The sequence below is a fragment of the Rhodopseudomonas sp. P1 genome, from assembly GCF_039642825.1.
Lineage (GTDB): Bacteria > Pseudomonadota > Alphaproteobacteria > Rhizobiales > Xanthobacteraceae > Rhodopseudomonas > Rhodopseudomonas palustris_H.
The window spans coordinates 928814-947207 of record NZ_CP088006.1 but is presented as its reverse complement, the minus strand read 5'-3'; the positions used below and the strand labels follow the sequence as shown (position 1 = coordinate 947207).

Genomic DNA, 18394 nt, shown 5'->3' with positions numbered 1-18394 from the left:
CGGGAACAGGACCTCATGACCAACCCAGCCCAGACCTCGCTCATCGACCGCGCCAATCTCGATCGCGACGAGGTGAGGCGTGAGATCGCACGAGGGCTGCAGGGAGCGGACGATGGCGAATTGTTTCTCGAATACAGCCAGACCGAGGCGCTGGCGTTCGACAACGGCCGGCTGAAGCAGGCGACCTACGACACCGCGCAGGGCTTCGGTTTACGCGCCGTTAAAGACGATGCGGTCGGCTATGCGCATTCCTCCGACGTGTCGCTGCCGGCGCTGATCCGCGCCGCCGATGCGGTCGCTGCGGTGCGCGGCGACTACAGCGGCAGCCTGTCGGTGGCGCCGCCGCACACCAATGTGCAGCTGTATGGTGACGACAACCCGCTCGACGCGCCCGGCTTCGAGGCCAAGGTCAAGCTGCTCGGCGAGATCGACGCCTATATCCGCGATAAGGATCCGCGGGTGCGGCAGGTATCGGTCTCGGTCGGTGCCACCTGGCAGGTGGTCGAGATTCTTCGTCCCGATGGCGAGAGCTACCGCGATGTCCGCCCGCTCGTGCGCGTCAACGTCTCGGTGGTCGCCGGCCAGGGCGACCGTCAGGAGAGCGGGTCCAAAGGCTATGGCGGCCGCGAGCCCTATGCGCGGTTCATCGAGACCAAGGCCTGGCGCGACGCCGCCGATGGCGCGCTGCGCGAGGCGCTGGTCAATCTCGAATCCGTGCCCGCGCCCGCCGGCGAGATGGACGTGGTGCTCGGCCCCGGCTGGCCCGGCGTGATGCTGCACGAGGCGGTCGGCCACGGCCTCGAGGGCGACTTCAACCGCAAGAAGACCTCCGCCTTCGCCGGCCTGCTCGGCCAACAGGTCGCCGCCAAGGGCGTCACCGTGGTGGACGACGGCACCATCTCGGCGCGGCGCGGCTCGCTGTCGATCGACGACGAAGGCACCCCGACCAGCCGGACCGTGCTGATCGAGGACGGCATCCTCACCGGCTATATGCAGGACCGCCAGAACGCCCGGCTGATGGGCATGAAGCCGACCGGCAACGGCCGCCGGCAGTCCTATGCCCACGTCCCGATGCCGCGGATGACCAACACCTACATGCTGGCCGGTCAGCGCGACCCTTCCGAAATCCTCGCCTCGGTGAAAAACGGCATCTACGCGGTGAACTTCGGCGGCGGCCAGGTCGACATCACCTCAGGCAAATACGTGTTCCAGTGCACCGAGGCCTACCGGATCGAGAACGGCAAGATCGGCGCGCCGCTGAAGGGCGCGATGTTGATCGGCAATGGTCCGACCGATTTGCACCGCATTTCCATGATCGGAAGTGACATGCAGCTCGACGACGGCATCGGCACCTGCGGCAAGAACGGCCAGGGCGTGCCGGTGGGTGTCGGTCAGCCGACGCTGCGCATGGACAGGATCACGGTCGGAGGCACCGGCGGATGACGACGAAGACGGAGACGGCCGCGAGCACCGCGCGGCGCTGGGGCTCGCAGCTGACGCAGCTCGCCGCCGTGGTGGCGATCGTGCTGGTCGGCAAGGGCGCGGTCGCCGAGCCGTTCTACGTGCCATCCGGCTCGATGGAGCCGACGCTGCTGATCGGCGACGCGCTGCTGGCCTCGAAATATCCGTACGGCTATTCGGCTGCCTCGCTTCCGATCCACGTGTCGGTGCCGGAAAGCGGCCGGGTGTTCGGCGCGACGCCGCACCGCGGCGACGTGGTGGTGTTTCGCTGGTCCGGCGATCGCTCGCAGGTCTGGGTCAAGCGCGTGGTCGGCCTGCCCGGCGACCGCGTGCAGCTCGACAACGGCCGGGTGTTCATCAACGGCGTCGCCGCCAAGGTCACGCCGGACGGCGTCGGCCGCGCCGAGGACGACAACGGTTCGTATGAGACCGCCGCGCGCTACATCGAGACGCTGCCCGGCGGCGTCGCCCACCCGATCTTCAAGCTGTACGACAATGGCCGGCTCGACAACACGGCGGAAGTCACGGTGCCGCCCGGCCACCTGTTCGTAATGGGCGACAATCGCGACAACTCCGCCGACAGCCGCGTGCCGGTCAGCGAAGGCGGCGTCGGCATGCTGCCGATCGACGATCTGGTCGGCCGGGTCGATGCCATCGTCGGCTCGTGGAATCCCGGCGTCCGCCGCCAGCCGCTCACCGACTGGTTCTCCGGCTTCCGCGTCGCGCGGTTCTTCACCGCGGTGCATTGAGCCGTAGTGCATTGATTCAGAGCGTTTTGCGCCTCAGCGCACCACGCCTGAGATGAACCCGGCCTTGCGGCGCGGCGGCTTGATCTGGCTTTTCAGGAAACAGCGGGCGTTGCGACCGACATAGCCGGGACGCGCATAGGTCCAGGCCCGGCATTTGTGTTCGTCGACGCAGGCCGCCTTGCAGGCCTCGTCGCCCTCCCCCGATTTCAGTTCGAAATTGCGGTAGTCGCCGCCGAAGCGGTCGATCGAGACCTCGTTAGAATCGTTGCGCGGCTCCAGCACGCCGGCACCGCGGACGCCGGACACGCAGCACGAGTTCGGCGTGCGCGGCGGAACCGTGCTCTTCAGCCAGCACATCGCACCGTCTTCGGGCGAGCGCGGATAGCTGAAGGTCCACGACCGGCAGCGCTTGTCGCGCTCGCACAGCAGCGCGCATTCGGCCGGGTCGCCGCTGGTCACAGGCGTGCGCAGGTAATCGCCGCCGATGCGATCAATATTGGCTTGGGCACGGGACGCATGCGGCGACAGCGCCGCCGCAGCCACGGCGAGCACGAGCAAACACGCCCTGAGCAGGCCGCTTCGCATTCACACTTGCTTTCGCGTTAGGCCCGGAACTTTGGCCGATGGAACTCAGGCCAATCCGGAGCGCAGCCCCACGGCCCATCTGACGGCCGGCAACCTGTATGGCGGATGAACGGCGCGGGCCAGCGCGGTCTTGGTCCGCCAGCGCTCAGAAAGCGTATTCGTCGTAAGCCGGCTCCACCGAGCCGCGCCACGCACCGTGATACTTCTCGAGCATCTCCTCGGCCGGGGTATGCCCATTGTCGAGAATACGGTCGAGCGGCGCCAGATGCCGCGATTCGTCGAGGCCGGTTGGATCGACACGGCCGCGGCGACGCAGCCCGGCATGCGCCAGCACCAGGCAATCCTTGGCGATTTCGAACAGGAAGCGGTTGCCGATCTTGGCCTTGAAGCCGAGCCGCGGCACCTCGTCCCGCAGCGCCTGGCGCTCCTCGGCGCTCCAGCCTTTGACCAACTCCCAGGCGGCATCGAGGCTGGTGTCGTCATACAGCAGACCGACCCAGAACGCCGGCAGCGCCGTCAGGCGGCCCCACGGCTGGCCGTCGGCACCGCGCATTTCCAGGTACCGCTTCAGCCGCACTTCGGGGAAGATCGTCGACAGATGATTGGCCCAGTCCGACAGCGTCGGCCGCTCGCCCGGCAGCTTGTCGTTCTTGCCGTCGAAGAAGTCGCGGAACGACGAGCCGGCCACGTCGATATAGCTGTCGCCGCGCTTGACGAAATACATCGGCACGTCGAGCGCGTAGTCGACCCAGCGCTCAAATCCCATGCCGTCCTCGAACGCCCACGGCAGCATGCCGGAGCGATCATTGTCGGTGTCGCGCCAGATCTCCGAACGGAACGACAGGAAGCCGTTCGGCTTGCCCTCGGTGAATGGCGAGTTGGCGAACAGCGCGGTCGCGACCGGCTGCAGCGCGACCGAGACCCGCAGCTTCTTGACCATGTCGGCTTCCGAGGAGAAGTCGAGATTGGTCTGCACCGTGCAGGTCCGGTACATCATGTCGAGGCCGTAACGACCGACCTTCGGCATGTAGTTGGTCATGATCTTGTAGCGGCCCTTCGGCATCACCGGGATTTCGCTCCGCGACCACGACGGCGTCATGCCGAGGCCGAGGAAGCCGATCCCGAGCGGCGTCGCCACTTCACGCACCTGCGCCAGATGCGCCATCAGCTCGGCGTGGGTCTGGTGCACGGTCTCGACCGGCGCGCCCGACAATTCGAACTGGCCGCCCGGCTCCAGCGAGATCGCGCCGCCGCCGGTGACGTCGTGCAGCCCGATGATATGCGGGCCTTCCATGATCGGCTCCCAGCCGAGCAGGATCTGCATCCCTTCGAGCAGGGCGCCGATGCCGCGGGCGCGCTCGTAGGGCACCGGATGATGGCCGTCGAGCGTGAACGGGGTCTTTTCGTGTTCGGTGCCGATGCGGAATTCGGCCGGCGATTTCACGCCCGCTTCGATCCACGCGACGAGTTCGTCACGCGAATTCAGCGGGGTCATATCGAGCTGGTCACGCGCCATGGGAAGTCCGGAAAAAGCGCGCGGGATCGGGCGACGCGAGGTGGTGGAAGCCGCGGCCGGAAGCAACCGCGAACACGAAGCGAGAGCTGTTTATCATCGCGAGACTGCGGTGTCTCGCGCATCGAGCGCAGCGGCGGAGCCGTCGCACGAGCAGCCGAGCCGGTCGAGCAGCCCGCACAGCCGGACGGCGTCGGCATCGGACAATTTCGAGCCGACGTGTTTTTCGATCGCCGCCGAATAGGCGGCCCACATCTTCTTCTGCAATTCGCGGCCCGCCTCGGTGATTTCGACGAACTGGCCGCGCTTGTCGCTGCGGCACTCACGGCGCACCACCAGCCCCTCGTCGACCAGCCGGTCGACCAGCCGCGAGGTAGAGTATTGCGGGATCAGCATCTGCTTTTCGAGCTCGACCGGGCGCATTTCGCCGCCCGGCGCGCGCGACAATTCGAGCAGCGCGTCGTACCAGGCCAGCGGCGGGAAGCCCGCCTTCTTCAATTCCTGCTCGACAGCGTCCAACACCCGGCTCCGGACCCGCATCAGGCGGACCCAGGCCGCAGTGGCCTCGGTCGACGGTTTGCGTTTCATCGGTTCGTCCATCCGTGGCGACTGTAGCCTAGTGTATGCAGCTGCATCAATCTTGACTTGCCCATGCACCGGCATTTAATCGCCCGCGCGCCTGAATCCAATCCCGCCGAGGAGCCCCTGCCATGAAGCTGTATTATTCGCCCGGAGCATGTTCGCTGTCGCCGCATATTGCGCTCAGCGAAGCCGGCCTGCCGTTCGACCTGGTCAAGGTCGACATCCGGGCGAAGAAGCTGGAGACCGGCGACGACTACGCCGCGATCAACCCGAAGGGCTCGGTGCCGGCGCTTGGCCTCGACGACGGCTCGGTGCTGACCGAGGGCCCGGCGATCGTGCAGTTCATCGCCGACAAGGAAGGCTCCGGCAAGCTGGCGCCGGCCAATGGATCACCGGAGCGCTACCGGCTGCAGGAATGGCTGAACTACATCTCGACCGACCTGCACAAGAGCTTCGGCCCGCTGTTCGCCCCGACGCTCGGCGAGGACGCCAAGAATTTCTTCAAGGACCGCATCGCCCGCCACCTCGGCTATGTCGACAAGCAGCTCGCCGGCAAAGACTATCTGATGGGGTCGTCGTTCACGGTCGCCGACGGCTACCTATTCGTGATCCTGAGCTGGTGCGACCGGATGAAGATCGACCTCGCTCCCTACCCCAACCTCGCCGCCTTCAAGGCCCGCGTCGCCGCCCGCCCGAAGGTGCAGGAAGCGCTGCAAAGCGAAGGTCTGCTGCAGAAGGCGTAAGGGATTTCGTTTCTCGCTCGTCATTGCGAGGAGCGAAGCGACGAAGCAATCCAGCGCGATGCACTGAACTGGATTGCTTCGCTTCGCTCGCAATGACGGAGTGGGAGTAGCGGCGAAAGACAAAGGGCCGGATCACGATGAGCCGGCCCTTGTTGTTTCTGCTGGAAGTAAGAGGAAGCCTCGCCCCAGCGGCAGCGCGCTCCCTCTCCCGCTTGCGGGAGAGGGAGCCGGCCGCGCTCGGGGCCGGCTACCCCCGTCTTCTTAAAGAGTCAGCAACTGACTACGCCGCCGCCTGCTTCTTCGGGGCGAAGCGGTGGTAGAAGGTGTCGCCGGTCTTGGCCATGTCCTCGAGCAGCTTCGGCGGGGTGAAGCGCGAGCCGTATTTGCCCTCGAGCTTGTGGCACAGCGCCACGAACTCCTTGGTGCCCATGAAGTCGATGTAGCTGAGCGTGCCGCCGGTGAACGGCGCGAAGCCGAAGCCGAGGATCGAGCCGACATCGGCCTCGCGCGGATCGACGATCACGTTGTCCTCGACGGTGCGGGCCGCTTCCACCGCCTGCACGGCGAGGAAGCGCTGCTTCAGCTCTTCGACGTCGATGGTATCCGGATCGAGGTGCTTGGGCTGCAGCGCGGCAATGCCGTCCCACAGGCTCTTCTGGCCCTTGCCCTTCTCCGGATAGACGTAGAAGCCCTTGCCGTTCTTGCGGCCGAACCGGCCCTGCTTCTCGACCAGCTCGACCATCAGCTTCTTCTGCTGCTGATCGACCGCCTGTTCGCCGAGGTCGGCTTCGGTGGCCTTCATGATCTTGAGGATCAGGTCGAGCGCGACTTCGTCGGCCAGCGACAGCGGGCCGACCGGCATGCCGGCCATCTTGGCGGCGGTCTCGATCATCGGCGCCGGGACGCCTTCCATCAGCATCTCGAGGCCTTCGGCGGTGAAGCGCAGCACGCAGCGGTTGGCGAAGAAGCCGCGGCTGTCGTTCACCACGATCGGGGTCTTGCCGATCTGGCGGGTGTAGTCGAGCGCGGCCGCCAGTGTCGCGTCGCTGGTGTTGTTGCCGAGGATCACTTCGACCAGCATCATCTTCTCGACCGGCGAGAAGAAGTGGATGCCGATGAACTTCGACTGGTCCTTGAACTCTTCGGCCAGCGAGTTGATCGGCAGGGTCGAGGTGTTGGAGGCGAAGATCGCGCCTTCCTTCAGCAGCGGCTGCGCCTTGGCGTAGGTCTCGGCCTTGACCTTGCGATCCTCGAACACGGCTTCGATGACGAGGTCGGCATCCGAGATCGCATTGAAGTCGGCGGTCGCGGTGATCCGCGACATCAGCGCGTCGCGGTCGGCCTCCTTGGCGCGCCCCTTCTTGATGAGACCTTCGATGACCGACTGGCAGTGCGCCTTGCCCTTGTCGGCGCTCTCCTGGTCGCGGTCGATCAGCACCACTTCGATGCCGGCCTTGGCCGAGACGTAGCCGACGCTGGCGCCCATGAAGCCGGCGCCGATGATGGCGAGCTTCTTGACCTTGGTCGGCGGCACGCCCTGCGGACGGCGCGCGCCCTTGTTCAGCTCCTGCATCGACAGGAACAGGCTGCGGATCATCGCAGCCGCTTCCTTGGTCTGCAGCACGTGCGCGAAGTAACGCGACTCGATGCGCAGCGCGACGTCCATCGGCACCAACAGGCCCTCATAGACGCAGCTCATGATGGCGCGAGCGGCCGGATATTTGTCGTAGGTCTCGCGGCGATAGATCGCGTTGCCGGCCGGGAACATCATCATGCCCTGCTTGGAGAACACCTGGCCGCCGGGCAGCTTGAAGCCCTTCTCGTCCCACGGCGCCACCGCCTTGCCGCCGCCCTTGATCCAGTCCTTGGCGGTCTTGATCAGATCGGCCGCCGGCACCACGGCGTCGACCAGCTTCAGCGCCTTGGCCTTGTCGAGCTTGATCTGATCGCCCTTGAGCAGGATGGTCATCGCCTCCTGCGGATTGACGATCCGCGGAATCCGCTGAGTGCCGCCGCCGCCCGGGAACAGGCCGACCTTGATCTCGGGCAGGCCGAGGCGGGTCTTCGGATTGTCGGCTGCGACGCGGTAGTGGCAGGCCAGCGTCACTTCGAAGCCGCCGCCGAGCGCCAGGCCGTTGATCGCCGCGACCCACGGCTTGCCGCCGGTCTCGATGCCACGCAGGATCTGCGACAGCTTGCGGCTCTCGTCGAACAGCATCTTCTGGGCGGCTTCTTCGCCCTTCTCTTTGCGGATCTGGACGAACTGCTGGTTCATGCCTTCCAGCATCGACAGATCGGCACCGGCGCAGAACGCCTCCTTGGCGGAGGTGATCACCACGCCCTTCACCGCGGCGTCCTTGCTGGTCTGTTCGGCGATCGCGCCGAGTTCCTCGATCGTCGCGGTGTCGAGCACGTTCATCGACTTGCCGGGCAGGTCCCAGGTCACCAGCGCGATGCCGTCGGCGTCGGTCTCGACTTTGAAAATCTTGAAGGCCATCTGATTAGCTCCTTCGATGCCAGCAGCCGTTGCGGCGCGGCGGTTGATGTTCTTCTCCCCTCCCCTCGCAAGGGGGGAGGGAGCAGGCCTGCGCGCGTTGCGCGGCCCGCGGCGCTATCGAATACTCACACCCGCTCGATGATCGTCGCGGTGCCCATGCCGCCGCCGATGCACAGCGTCACCAGCGCAGTCGCCTTGCCGGTGCGCTCGAGCTCGTCGAGCACGGTGCCGAGGATCATCGCGCCGGTAGCACCGAGCGGATGGCCGAGCGCGATCGCGCCGCCATTGACGTTGATCTTGTCGTTGTCGATCTCGAACGCCTGGATGTAGCGCAGCACCACCGAGGCGAACGCCTCGTTGAGCTCGAACAGGTCGATGTCGCTCTTCTTCATGCCGGAGCGCTCGAACAGCTTGTTGGTGACGTCGACCGGACCGGTCAGCATCATCGCCGGCTCCGAGCCGATATTGGCGAAGGCGCGGATCTTGGCGCGCGGCTTCAGGCCGTGCTTCTCACCGGCTTCCTTGCTGCCGAGCAGCACCGCGCCGGCGCCGTCGACGATGCCCGACGAGTTGCCGGCATGGTGCACGTAGTTGACCTTCTCGACTTCCGGGTGCGACTGGATCGCCACCGCGTCGAACCCGCCCATCGCGGCGATCGGCGCGAACGACGGCTGCAGCTGCGCCAGCGACTGCATCGTCGTCGAGGGACGCATGTGCTCGTCCTTGGCCAGGATGGTCAGGCCGTTGATGTCCTTCACCGGCACCACCGACTTGTCGAACCGGCCTTCGTCCCAGGCCTTCGCGGCGAGCTGCTGGCTGCGCACCGCATAGGCGTCGACGTCGTCGCGCGAGAAGCCGTATTTGGTGGCGATCAGGTCGGCCGAAATGCCCTGCGGCATGAAGTAGGACGGGATCGCCATCGACGGATCCATCGGCCAGGCACCGCCCGAAGCACCGATGCCGATACGGCTCATCGATTCCGCGCCGCCGCCGATCACCAGCTCATGCTGGCCGCTCATGATCTGCGCCGCAGCGAAGTTCACCGCATCGAGACCGGAGGCGCAGAACCGGCTGATCTGCACGCCGGGCACCGCTTCGCCGAGGCCCGCCTTCATCGCCGCGAACCGCGCGATGTCCGAGCCGGCTTCGCCGACCGGATCGACCACACCCATCACGACGTCGTCGACCACGTCCTTCTTGAGGTTGTTGCGCTCCTTCAGCGCCTTCAGCGGCACGGTGGCGAGCGCCAGCGCGGTCACCTCGTGCAGCGAGCCGTCGGCCTTGCCGCGGCCGCGCGGAGTGCGAACGTGATCGTAAATATAGGCTTCGGGCATCCGTTTTCTCCCGTTTCGGTCCGGGCTCACAGGAGCCGGACGAATTGAACAATCGCGTGTCGAGGCGTCATTGCGAGGAGCGTAGCGACGAAGCAATCCAGACTTCGTGCGCGGCTCGGACTACTTCGCTTCGCTCGCAATGACGACGTTGGTTTGACGAAAGCGTCAGAACGCTTCCGCCGGCAGTTCCATCAGCGTGGCGCAGCCGGATTCGATCCGGGTCAGCCGCAGCGCGGTTTCGGGCAGCATCCGCTCGGCGAAGAACCGGCCGGTGACCAGCTTGCGGGTCAGGAAGGGCTTTGCACCCTCGGCCGCGATCTTGTCCTGCGCCACCTTGGCCATCTTGGCCCACATGTAGCCCATCGCAACGAGGCCGAAGAGGTGCATGTAGTCGGTGGCGGCGGCGCCGGCGTTATCGGGCTGGGCCATCGCGTTCATCATCAGCCAGGTGGTAGCCTTCTGCAGATGGCCGAGCGAAGTCGACAGCGGCGCCACGAACGGCTTCATCGCCTCGTCGCCGCCGTGCTCCTTGGCGAAGGCGCCGACCTCGGCGAAGAACGCCATCACGGCGCGGCCGCCGTCACGCGGCAGCTTGCGGCCGACCAGATCGAGCGCCTGAATACCGTTGGCGCCTTCGTAGATCATCGCGATGCGGGCATCGCGGACGAACTGCTCGACGCCGTTGGCGGCGATGTAGCCGTGGCCGCCGTAAACCTGCTGGGCGGCGACCGCATTGGCGAAGCCGCCGTCGGTCAGAACGCCCTTCAGCACCGGCGTCATCAGGCCGAGATGATCGTCGGCCACCTGGCGCTCCTTGGCATCGCTGGAGCGATGCGCGACGTCGCTCTTCAGCGCGGTCCACAGCACCAACGCCCGCGCCGCCTCGTTGAAGGCGCGCATCGTCAGCAGCGCGCGGCGGATGTCGGGATGCACGATGATCGGATCGGCCGGCTTGTCGGTCGCCTTCGGTCCCGACAGCGCCCGGCCCTGCAGCCGCTCGCGGGCGTATTCGACGGCGTTCTGATAGGCGACTTCCGATTGCGCCAGGCCCTGCACGGCGACGCCGAGGCGAGCCTCGTTCATCATCACGAACATGCCCTGCATGCCCTTGTTCTCTTCGCCGACCAGCCAGCCGGTGGCGCCGTCGTAGTTCATGGTGCAGGTGGCGTTGCCGTGGATGCCCATCTTGTGCTCGATCGAGCCGCAGATCACGCCGTTGCGGGCGCCGACGGTACCGTCGGGGTTGACCAGGAATTTCGGCACCACGAACAGCGAGATGCCCTTGATTCCGGCCGGTGCGCCTTCGATCCGCGCCAGCACCAGATGGATGATGTTATCGGCCATGTCGTGCTCACCGGCCGAGATGAAGATCTTGGTACCGGTGATCTTGTAGCTGCCGTCCGCCTGCTTCACCGCCTTGGTCCGCAGCAGGCCGAGATCGGTGCCGCACTGCGGCTCGGTGAGGTTCATGGTACCGGTCCACTCGCCGGACACCATCTTGGGCAGATAAGTCTGCTTCTGCTCCGGCGAGCCGTGCACCGTCAGCGCCGCCGCGGCGCCCATCGTCAGGCCCGGGTACATCGCAAACGCCATGTTGGCGGAGTTCAGGAATTCCTGCACCGTCTGGGTCAGCGTGATCGGCAGGCCCTGGCCGCCATATTCGGCCGGCGACGACAGGCCCATCCAGCCGCCTTCGGCGATCTGCTTGTAGGCGTCCTTGAAGCCCTTCGGCGTGGTGACGCTGCCGTCGTCGTGGCGGGTGCAGCCTTCGTGATCGCCGACTGCGTTGAGCGGATGCAGCACTTCCTCGCTCAGCCGAGCCGCCTCGTTGATGATCGCGTCGCGCACGTCGGCCGCAGCATCGGCGAACCCGGGCAGGTTGTTGTAGCGGTCGAACTGAAAAACGTCGTTGAGCAGGAAGCCGACTTCTTCAACCGGGGCCTTGTAGATCGTCATGCGGTTCTCTCGATCGGGATCAGGTGTGAAGTGTGCGCCGCCTGAAACAACTTCAGGCGACGGCGAGATGAATTCGACCAGTCGCCGGCGCGCTTATTGCTGCGCCAGCTGTTCTCCCATCAAGCGATGCAGCAGGTTGATCGCTTTCAGGGGTCTTACCATGACCTTGAAGTGGGTAATACGTCCGTCGTCGGCGAAGGTGATGATGTCGACGCCGTTGATCTTGATGCCTTCGATCACGTTCTCGAACTCGAGCACCGCGCTGTTATCGCTGCGCCATTCGCCCACATAGGTGAAGCCCGGGCCGCCGAGCACTTTTTCTGCCCCCTTAAGGTACTTGAACACGATGTCGCGCCCGACCTGCGGGGTGTGAACCACCGGGCTTTCGAACACCGCGTCCGGATGCAGCAGATCCCACAACGCATCTGAGTCGTGGGACTTCATGAAGGCATACCAGGTGTCGAGCCCGTTCAAGGCCATCGGCAGTTCTCCGGATGAGCAAGATCAGATTGTGGCAAAGACGTAAGGCGGGGCGGATGTTCGACCATCATCGGTCGCGACATCAAGCGCGATGACGCCGCGGCGCACTCGGGCGCCGGCACGTCTCCAAATCTCTGCAAAGCACCGGGATGGCGGCTCGGAACAGGTCGACCATCGGCCGCTTGGACCCACATGGCGTGCACGAGCGCTCCTCCGATGTGATGATTTCCAGCGGCCGCAACGCAGCAGCCTGCCAGATCATCTCCATACACCTCTGAATGGCATCTAACGGCGCGGCTTGGCCGTGTCAATACACACGTGTATGGTGCCGGCATGGATTCGGATACCAAAGATCGGCTGACGCGCGCGGACTGGCTCGCGCATGGGCTGCGGACACTCGCCCGACATGGCGCCAACGCCCTCAAAGTCGGCGATCTGGCCGCCGGCCTGGACGTTTCCCGCGGCAGTTTCTACTGGCACTTCAAGGACGCCACCGACTTCCGCACCCAGTTGCTTCAACTCTGGAAGGAGCGGGTCACCGAGCAGGTGTTCCGCGAGATCGATGCGGCGATCGTCGGCCCCGCACGGCTGACACATCTGATGAAGCTCGCCTTCAACGAGGACCGCAGCCTCGACCGCGCCATCCGCGAGCTCGCCGCGACCGATCCGGCCGCCGCCGAGATGGTCGCCGCGGTCGACGCGAGGCGGGTCGAATACCTGTCCAAGCTGATGATCGAGTCCGGCGTCGAGAGCCGCCATGCCCGGCCGCGGGCGGAGTTCCTGTACTGGGCCTATATCGGCCAGACCGCGGTGATGAATCCGGCGCTCAACGCCGTGACGGAATCCGACATCGACGACCTCAGCGCGCTGTTCACCCGCGCCGGCGGTTAGCAACGCCGACGGTAACGGACGGCCTCCCGAGCCGCTCCCGCCCCGCTGAAAGCGCGGCAAAATAGCTGCAAAACCAAGCTATCTGCCTCGACCGTTAAGTTTCACCGCCGTCCGCGCCGATCCTTAACTCGGTATTTACCCTAACGGGAAAAAGTCGATCCAGAGGCAGACTCCCGCGTCGTGTCGATGTTCGCTTGAGCACGACGCGGAGGTGTGCGGGGCGCGGCATGGGCCGGCTTGGGTGCGGACAAGAGCATGAATCGCGTGTCGTGGAGTGTCGAGGAGATCGAGCCGTCAGTGCGCGAGAAGGCCGAGGCCGCCGCCAAGCGCGCCGGGCTGTCGCTCACCGACTGGATCAATGCTCAGCTCGGCGAGGCTGCCCCGCAGCAGCCGGCCACCGAACAACCGCGCATGCCCGGCCGCCCGGCAATGCCCGAGCGCAGCGCTACCGAAGTCGCTGAAATCCATCAGCGGCTCGACGCCATCGCCCGCCAGATCGACCATATTTCCCGCACGCCGGCGCGCAGTGAGCCGCCGGTCGCGCGGCAGCTGAACGACGCGATTTCCCGGCTCGACGCCCGCCTGGCGCGGATTACCGAGCCGAAGCCTGCGGCAGCTCGGCCGGCCGAGGCCGCAGCCGTGCCGCCCCAATCGCCCACCGAGCGCGTCGAACGCGCCGCCGAGCAAGTCTACCCCTCCCCCACACTCGACCCGAACGCGCTCGACAAGGCGATTGCCGAAATCGCCGCGCGGCAGAGCGAACTCGATGCCAGCATCGGCCGGATGCCGCGGCAGCCGGCGTCGTTTGCGCCGCCGATCGCACCCGCGATGGCCCCCCCGAATCCGCTGGCCGGGCCGGATTTCACCAGCCTGGAGAAGCAGCTCCACAAGATCACCAGCCAGATCGACGCGCTGCAGCGCTCCGACAAGGTCGAGCAATCGATCGCCGCGTTCCGTGCTGACCTCGCCGAGATCCGCCAGACCATCACCGAAGCGATGCCGCGCAAGGCGATCGAAACGCTGGAAGGCGAGATCCGCTCGCTGGCGCAGCGGCTCGACGAAAGCCGGGCCAACGGCAGCGACAGTGAAGTGATTGCCGGCATCGAACGCGCGCTCGGCGAGATCTACACCGCGTTGCGCTCGCTGACGCCGGCCGAACAGCTCGCCGGCTTCGACGAAGCGATCCGCAATCTCGGCGGCAAGATCGACATGATCGTCCGCAACAGCGACGATCCGGGCACGGTCCAGCAGCTCGAGAACGCCATTGGCGCGCTGCGCGGCATCGTCTCCAACGTCGCTTCCAATGAAGCGCTGGGGCAGCTCAGCGCCAACGTCCACGCGCTTGGCGAGAAGATCGAACAGCTGGCGCAGGCCGACAACCACAGCATCTCGTTCGCCGCCCTGGAGCAGCGCATCTCGGCGCTGACCGCGGCGCTGGAAAGCCGCGAGCGCCCTGCCCCGAGCGAATCCACCGAGCAGCTCGAAAGCGCCGTACGGGCGCTGTCGGAACGGATCGATCATCTGCCGATCGGCAACGACAATCAGTCGGCGTTCGCGCATCTCGAACAACGCGTCACACATCTGCTGGAGCGGATGGAAGCCGCGACCGAGCAGCGCGGCGGCAGCGCCAATCTCGGCCGGGTCGAGGAAGGCCTGCACGACATTTTGCGGATGCTCGAGCGGCAGCAATCGCAATTTGCGGTGCTGACGGAGCTCGATCGCCGACCGGCGCCGGCGCTCGACCCGAGCTTCGTCGACACCATCAAGCGCGAACTCTCCGATATGCGCTTCAGCCAGTCGGAAACCGATCGCCACACTCAGGATTCGCTCGAGGCGGTGCACAACACCCTCGGCCATGTCGTCGACCGGCTGGCGATGATCGAAGGCGATCTGCGCACCGCGCGGGCGACACCTCCGCTGGCACCGCCGCCCGTCCCAACTCCGGCACCCGAACCGGCGAAGCCCGCTTTCCTCGCTGCCGCGCCGATCGCGCCGGCCCCGGTTGCTCCCGCGGCCACGCCTGTTCCGCCGCAGCCTCAGCCCGAGATGGCCAATCCGGCCGTCGAGGCGTTCGCTGCCGCGCCGCGCGAATTCGCCGCCGCCAAACCAGCCGCCGAGCCACCGGCCCCGGCGCCCGAGCCGCGTGGGCCGCGAGCTTTCCACGACATCCACGAGTCCGCCGCGGGCCCGCATCAGCCGCAGAAGATCGAGCCGGTCGTTGCTGTGCCGCCGCCCGCTCGCCGGGAAGCCACGCTGCCGCCGGACCATCCGCTCGAGCCCGGCACCAAGCCGCCGGCCCGGGTCGCTTCGCCGTCGGAACGGATCGCCGCTTCTGAAAGCGCGCTGGGCGAGATCGCGCCGGCGCAGCCGGAGCCGGCAAACGCCACCAGCTTCATCGCTGCCGCGCGCCGCGCCGCGCAGGCGGCAGCATCCGCCAGCGCCGGCAAGGCCAAGCCCGGCAAGCCGAAGACCGATGGCGACAAGCCCGATCCGGACGGCGGCACTCCGGGCTCGCCGCTCGGCTCAAAGATCAAGTCGCTGCTGGTCGGCGCCAGCGTCGTGGTGATCGTGCTGTCCAGCTTCCAGATGGCAATGAAACTGTTCGACAGCGGCGAAGCGCCGCCGGTCGCCAGCGTCACTGCGCCGAAGCCCAGCCCGGCGCCGGAAAAACAGCGCCTGCCTGCGGACGAGCGGCAATCAGATCCGACCGAGCCCGCCGCGCCGCCGTCTGTCGCGCCGGTCGCTCCGCCGCCTTCGATGATTTCGCCGACTCCGGTCGAGCGTCAGTCGCTGTACACGCCGCCGGCGGCGCAGCAGACCGAGCCTGCAGCGTCCAGCGACATCACCGGCACAATCCCGTCGCAGCCGAGCGCGGCGCCGGAGAAGTTCGGCACCGTCGCGATTCCGTCTGCCGAGCGGCTGCCCGACACCATTGGCGGTGCGACGCTGCGTACCCTGGCGCTCAAGGGCGACGCCGCCGCCGCTTACGAAGTCGCGACCCGTTACGCCGAAGGCAAGGGCGTGCCGGTGAACTACGACGAAGCCGCCAAATGGTATCAGCGCGCAGCGGATGCCGGCGTGACGCCGGCGATCTTCCGCATCGGCACGCTTTACGAGAAGGGCCTCGGCGTGAAGCGCGACCTCGACGTCGCGCGGAAGCTGTATTCGACCGCGGCCGATCGCGGGAATGCCAAGGCGATGCACAATCTGGCCGTGCTGTACGCCGACGGCGGCAGCAAGGGCGCGAACTACAAGACCGCCGCGGCCTGGTTCCGCAAGGCCGCCGAGCGTGGCGTTGCCGACAGCCAGTTCAACCTCGGCATCCTGTATGCCCGCGGCATCGGTGTCGATCAGAACCTCGCGGAGTCGTACAAGTGGTTCTCTCTCGCCGCCGCTCAGGGCGACGAGGATGCGGGCCGCAAGCGCGAAGATGTCGCCAAGCGCCTCGACCCGCAGTCGCTGGCGGCCGCCAAGCTCGCGATCCAGACCTTCACGGCCGAACCGCAGCCCGACGCCGCCGTCAAGGTCGCGGCGCCAGCCGGCGGCTGGGACGGGCAGCCGGCCGCTGCGGCCAAGCGCGCGGCTCGCTAACGCCAGCGTCCATCAGGTGGACGAGATCGCCGCTACCGAGCCTAAAAAACTCGGTTGCGACCGATTCTGTAATCCCGGCGTGAACTAATTTCGGTTATGCAAGGACAGCGGTTCAGATGGACCGCGATCTGGCGCGAAGTCCGCCATGCCGGTCCGGCTGAGCGGGTCTGATGTGTTGCCAGATCATTGAATCAAGAACATCTCCGGGGCGAAGCGTCAGCCGTTGAGCCGGGGGATGCTGTCGTCACAGCGAGAACTCCGAAGCGAACCGCGCGTGCAGCTCTATCTCCCGATCGCCGATCTCCCGGTCAACGTCCTGCTCGTGCTGGCGATGGGCGCCGCGGTCGGGTTCGTGTCAGGGATGTTCGGCGTCGGCGGCGGCTTCCTGATGACGCCGCTGCTGATCTTCATCGGCATCTCGCCCGCGGTCGCGGTCGCCTCGGTGACCAGCCACATGGCCGCCTCCTCATTCTCCGGTGCGCTGTCGTACTGGCGACGCCGCGCAATCGATCCTCTCCTCGCGTTCGTGCTGTTATGCGGGGGCATTGCCGGTACAGGACTTGGCGTCTGGTTCTTCGTGCTGATGCGCTCGGTCGGTCAGCTCGACCTGGTGATCGCAGTGTCCTACGTGGTGCTGCTGACCTCGGTCGGCGGTCTGATGGTGTACGAAGGCATCCGCGCGATCCGCCGCTCCAGCCGCGGTGAGGTGCCGCTGGCAGGCCGCTCCGGCAACCGCAACTGGCTGTATGCGCTGCCGTTCAAGGTCCGGTTCAAGCGCTCCAAAATCTATCTGTCGGTGCTGCCGGTAGTGGCGATCGGCGTACTGATCGGCTTCATCGGCGCGGTGATGGGCGTCGGCGGCGGCTTCATCCTGGTGCCCATGCTGATCTATCTGCTGCGGGTGCCAACCAGCACCGTCGTCGGCACTTCGATGGTGCTGACCCTGGTGACGATGCTGATCGCCACCGTGCTGCATGCCGCCACCAGCCACCTCGTCGATGCGGTGCTGGCGCTGATCCTGATGATTGGCGGCGTCACCGGCGCGCAGTTCGGCGCCCGAGCCGGCCAGCGCATCCGCGGCGAACAGCTCCGCCTGCTGCTCGGCCTGCTGGTGCTGGCGGTTGGCGTGCGGTTCGCAATCGAACTCGGCATCCGCCCTGCCGAACTGTTCACGCTGCGCGAATTGAGCCCGACGTGACGGCGCGGCTCACCTCACTCCGCACGATCGCCACCGCCGCGCTGCTGGCGCTGATGCTGCCGCTCGCTGCGCCCGCGCGTGCCGAGCGACTGATCGTGTCGGTCTCCAACGCCCGCGTCACCGTCACGCCGAACTATTCGGGCGGCGAGCTGGTGCTGTTCGGCGCGATCGAGAAAGACCATCCGGCGTTCGTCGAAGCCGGCAAATACGATCTGGTGATCAGCGTGTTCGGCCCCCGCGCCAACATGGTGACGCGGCGCAAGGAGCGCAAATTCGGCATCTGGATCAACAGCGACTCTCGCGAATTCCTGATGGTGCCGAGCTATCTGGCGATCTTCGCCAACCGGCCGATCGACGCCATCGCGCCGACCGAGGTGCGGCGCCGGCAGCAGCTCGGCATGAACCATGTGCTGCTGACCCAGCGGATCGGCACCGACTACGCCGACGTCGTCGCCGACGATCAGTTTCGCCAGGCTTTCCTCCGGCTGCGCGAGGATCGCGGGCTGTACCGCGAAGACACCACCGCGGTGAAATTCCTGACCCCGACGCTGTTCCGCACCGGGATTCCGCTGCCGGCCGAAGTGCCGATCGGCAGCTACGACATCTCGATCAAGCTGTTTTCCGGCGGCGAGCTGCTGACCGAGACCGACACCTCGTTCGAAATCGCCAAGATCGGCTTCGAACAGTTCGTCGCCACCGCAGCGCGCCAGCACGGCATCATCTACGGCCTGATCACCGCCCTGATGGCCCTCGCCACCGGCTGGATGGCATCGATCGTGTTCCGGCGCGACTAAACCTTCCCCACACTCGTCAT

The 18394-nt window shown here is 66.3% G+C and carries 14 protein-coding genes; 7 read left to right on the top strand and 7 right to left on the bottom strand.

What is annotated here, in order from left to right; all coding sequences use genetic code 11:
* The first annotated feature begins 15 nt into the window (after positions 1-15).
* Positions 16-1443 carry a metalloprotease TldD gene (tldD, locus tag LRC39_RS04355; protein WP_346296465.1) on the top strand — a complete coding sequence of 476 codons (1428 nt, stop codon included), beginning with the start codon at positions 16-18 and terminating at the stop codon, positions 1441-1443.
* A complete protein-coding gene (gene lepB / locus LRC39_RS04350; protein WP_107354279.1) occupies positions 1440-2210 on the top strand; it encodes a signal peptidase I in 771 nt (256 codons plus the stop codon). The genes tldD and lepB overlap by 4 nt, the downstream gene beginning before the upstream one ends.
* A gap of 33 nt (positions 2211-2243) precedes the next feature.
* On the opposite strand, the gene LRC39_RS04345 is transcribed toward lepB, so the two are convergent.
* The 3 genes from LRC39_RS04345 to LRC39_RS04335 form a co-directional block, all read right to left on the bottom strand.
* A complete protein-coding gene (locus tag LRC39_RS04345; RefSeq protein ID WP_263990607.1) occupies positions 2244-2795 on the bottom strand; it encodes a PAN domain-containing protein in 552 nt (183 codons plus the stop codon).
* Positions 2796-2940: 145 nt separating this feature from the next.
* Entirely contained in the window at positions 2941-4311 is a 1371-nt protein-coding gene (locus tag LRC39_RS04340) for a glutamate--cysteine ligase (RefSeq protein ID WP_346296464.1), read from the bottom strand.
* 93 nt (positions 4312-4404) lie between these two features.
* Positions 4405-4896, bottom strand: a complete 492-nt coding sequence (locus LRC39_RS04335; protein WP_107357390.1) for a MarR family winged helix-turn-helix transcriptional regulator — start codon at positions 4894-4896, stop codon at positions 4405-4407.
* A gap of 122 nt (positions 4897-5018) precedes the next feature.
* On the opposite strand from LRC39_RS04335, the gene gstA reads away from it, so the two are divergent.
* On the top strand, positions 5019-5633 hold the full coding sequence (gene gstA, locus LRC39_RS04330; RefSeq protein WP_346296463.1) for a glutathione transferase GstA: 615 nt from the start codon (positions 5019-5021) through the stop codon (positions 5631-5633).
* Positions 5634-5913: 280 nt separating this feature from the next.
* On the opposite strand, the gene LRC39_RS04325 is transcribed toward gstA, so the two are convergent.
* From LRC39_RS04325 to LRC39_RS04310, 4 genes are all read right to left on the bottom strand, one after another.
* Complete coding sequence (locus LRC39_RS04325) at positions 5914-8130, bottom strand: 3-hydroxyacyl-CoA dehydrogenase NAD-binding domain-containing protein (protein WP_346296462.1); 2217 nt, start codon at positions 8128-8130, stop codon at positions 5914-5916.
* A gap of 125 nt (positions 8131-8255) precedes the next feature.
* Positions 8256-9464, bottom strand: a complete 1209-nt coding sequence (locus LRC39_RS04320) for an acetyl-CoA C-acetyltransferase (RefSeq protein WP_263990603.1) — start codon at positions 9462-9464, stop codon at positions 8256-8258.
* Positions 9465-9629: 165 nt separating this feature from the next.
* Positions 9630-11420: an acyl-CoA dehydrogenase C-terminal domain-containing protein gene (locus tag LRC39_RS04315; RefSeq protein ID WP_107342991.1), complete on the bottom strand. Its 1791-nt coding sequence runs from the start codon at positions 11418-11420 to the stop codon at positions 9630-9632.
* Positions 11421-11513: 93 nt separating this feature from the next.
* Positions 11514-11900: a nuclear transport factor 2 family protein gene (locus tag LRC39_RS04310; RefSeq protein ID WP_107342990.1), complete on the bottom strand. Its 387-nt coding sequence runs from the start codon at positions 11898-11900 to the stop codon at positions 11514-11516.
* A 333-nt stretch (positions 11901-12233) separates the two neighbouring features.
* Between LRC39_RS04310 and LRC39_RS04305 the strand changes: the two genes are divergently transcribed.
* The 4 genes from LRC39_RS04305 to LRC39_RS04290 all read left to right on the top strand — a co-directional run bounded on the left by LRC39_RS04305 (position 12234) and on the right by LRC39_RS04290 (position 18374).
* Positions 12234-12791: a TetR/AcrR family transcriptional regulator gene (locus LRC39_RS04305; RefSeq protein ID WP_119018500.1), complete on the top strand. Its 558-nt coding sequence runs from the start codon at positions 12234-12236 to the stop codon at positions 12789-12791.
* Positions 12792-13046: 255 nt separating this feature from the next.
* Positions 13047-16382 carry a hypothetical protein gene (locus LRC39_RS04300; RefSeq protein ID WP_346296461.1) on the top strand — a complete coding sequence of 1112 codons (3336 nt, stop codon included), beginning with the start codon at positions 13047-13049 and terminating at the stop codon, positions 16380-16382.
* 274 nt (positions 16383-16656) lie between these two features.
* The gene (locus tag LRC39_RS04295) at positions 16657-17580 is read left to right on the top strand and encodes a sulfite exporter TauE/SafE family protein (RefSeq protein ID WP_199851791.1); all 924 of its coding nucleotides are present in this window, start codon (positions 16657-16659) and stop codon (positions 17578-17580) included.
* Positions 17577-18374 carry a TIGR02186 family protein gene (locus LRC39_RS04290; protein ID WP_413776093.1) on the top strand — a complete coding sequence of 266 codons (798 nt, stop codon included), beginning with the start codon at positions 17577-17579 and terminating at the stop codon, positions 18372-18374. Before LRC39_RS04295 ends, LRC39_RS04290 begins: the two co-directional genes overlap by 4 nt.
* Positions 18375-18394 lie beyond the last annotated feature (20 nt).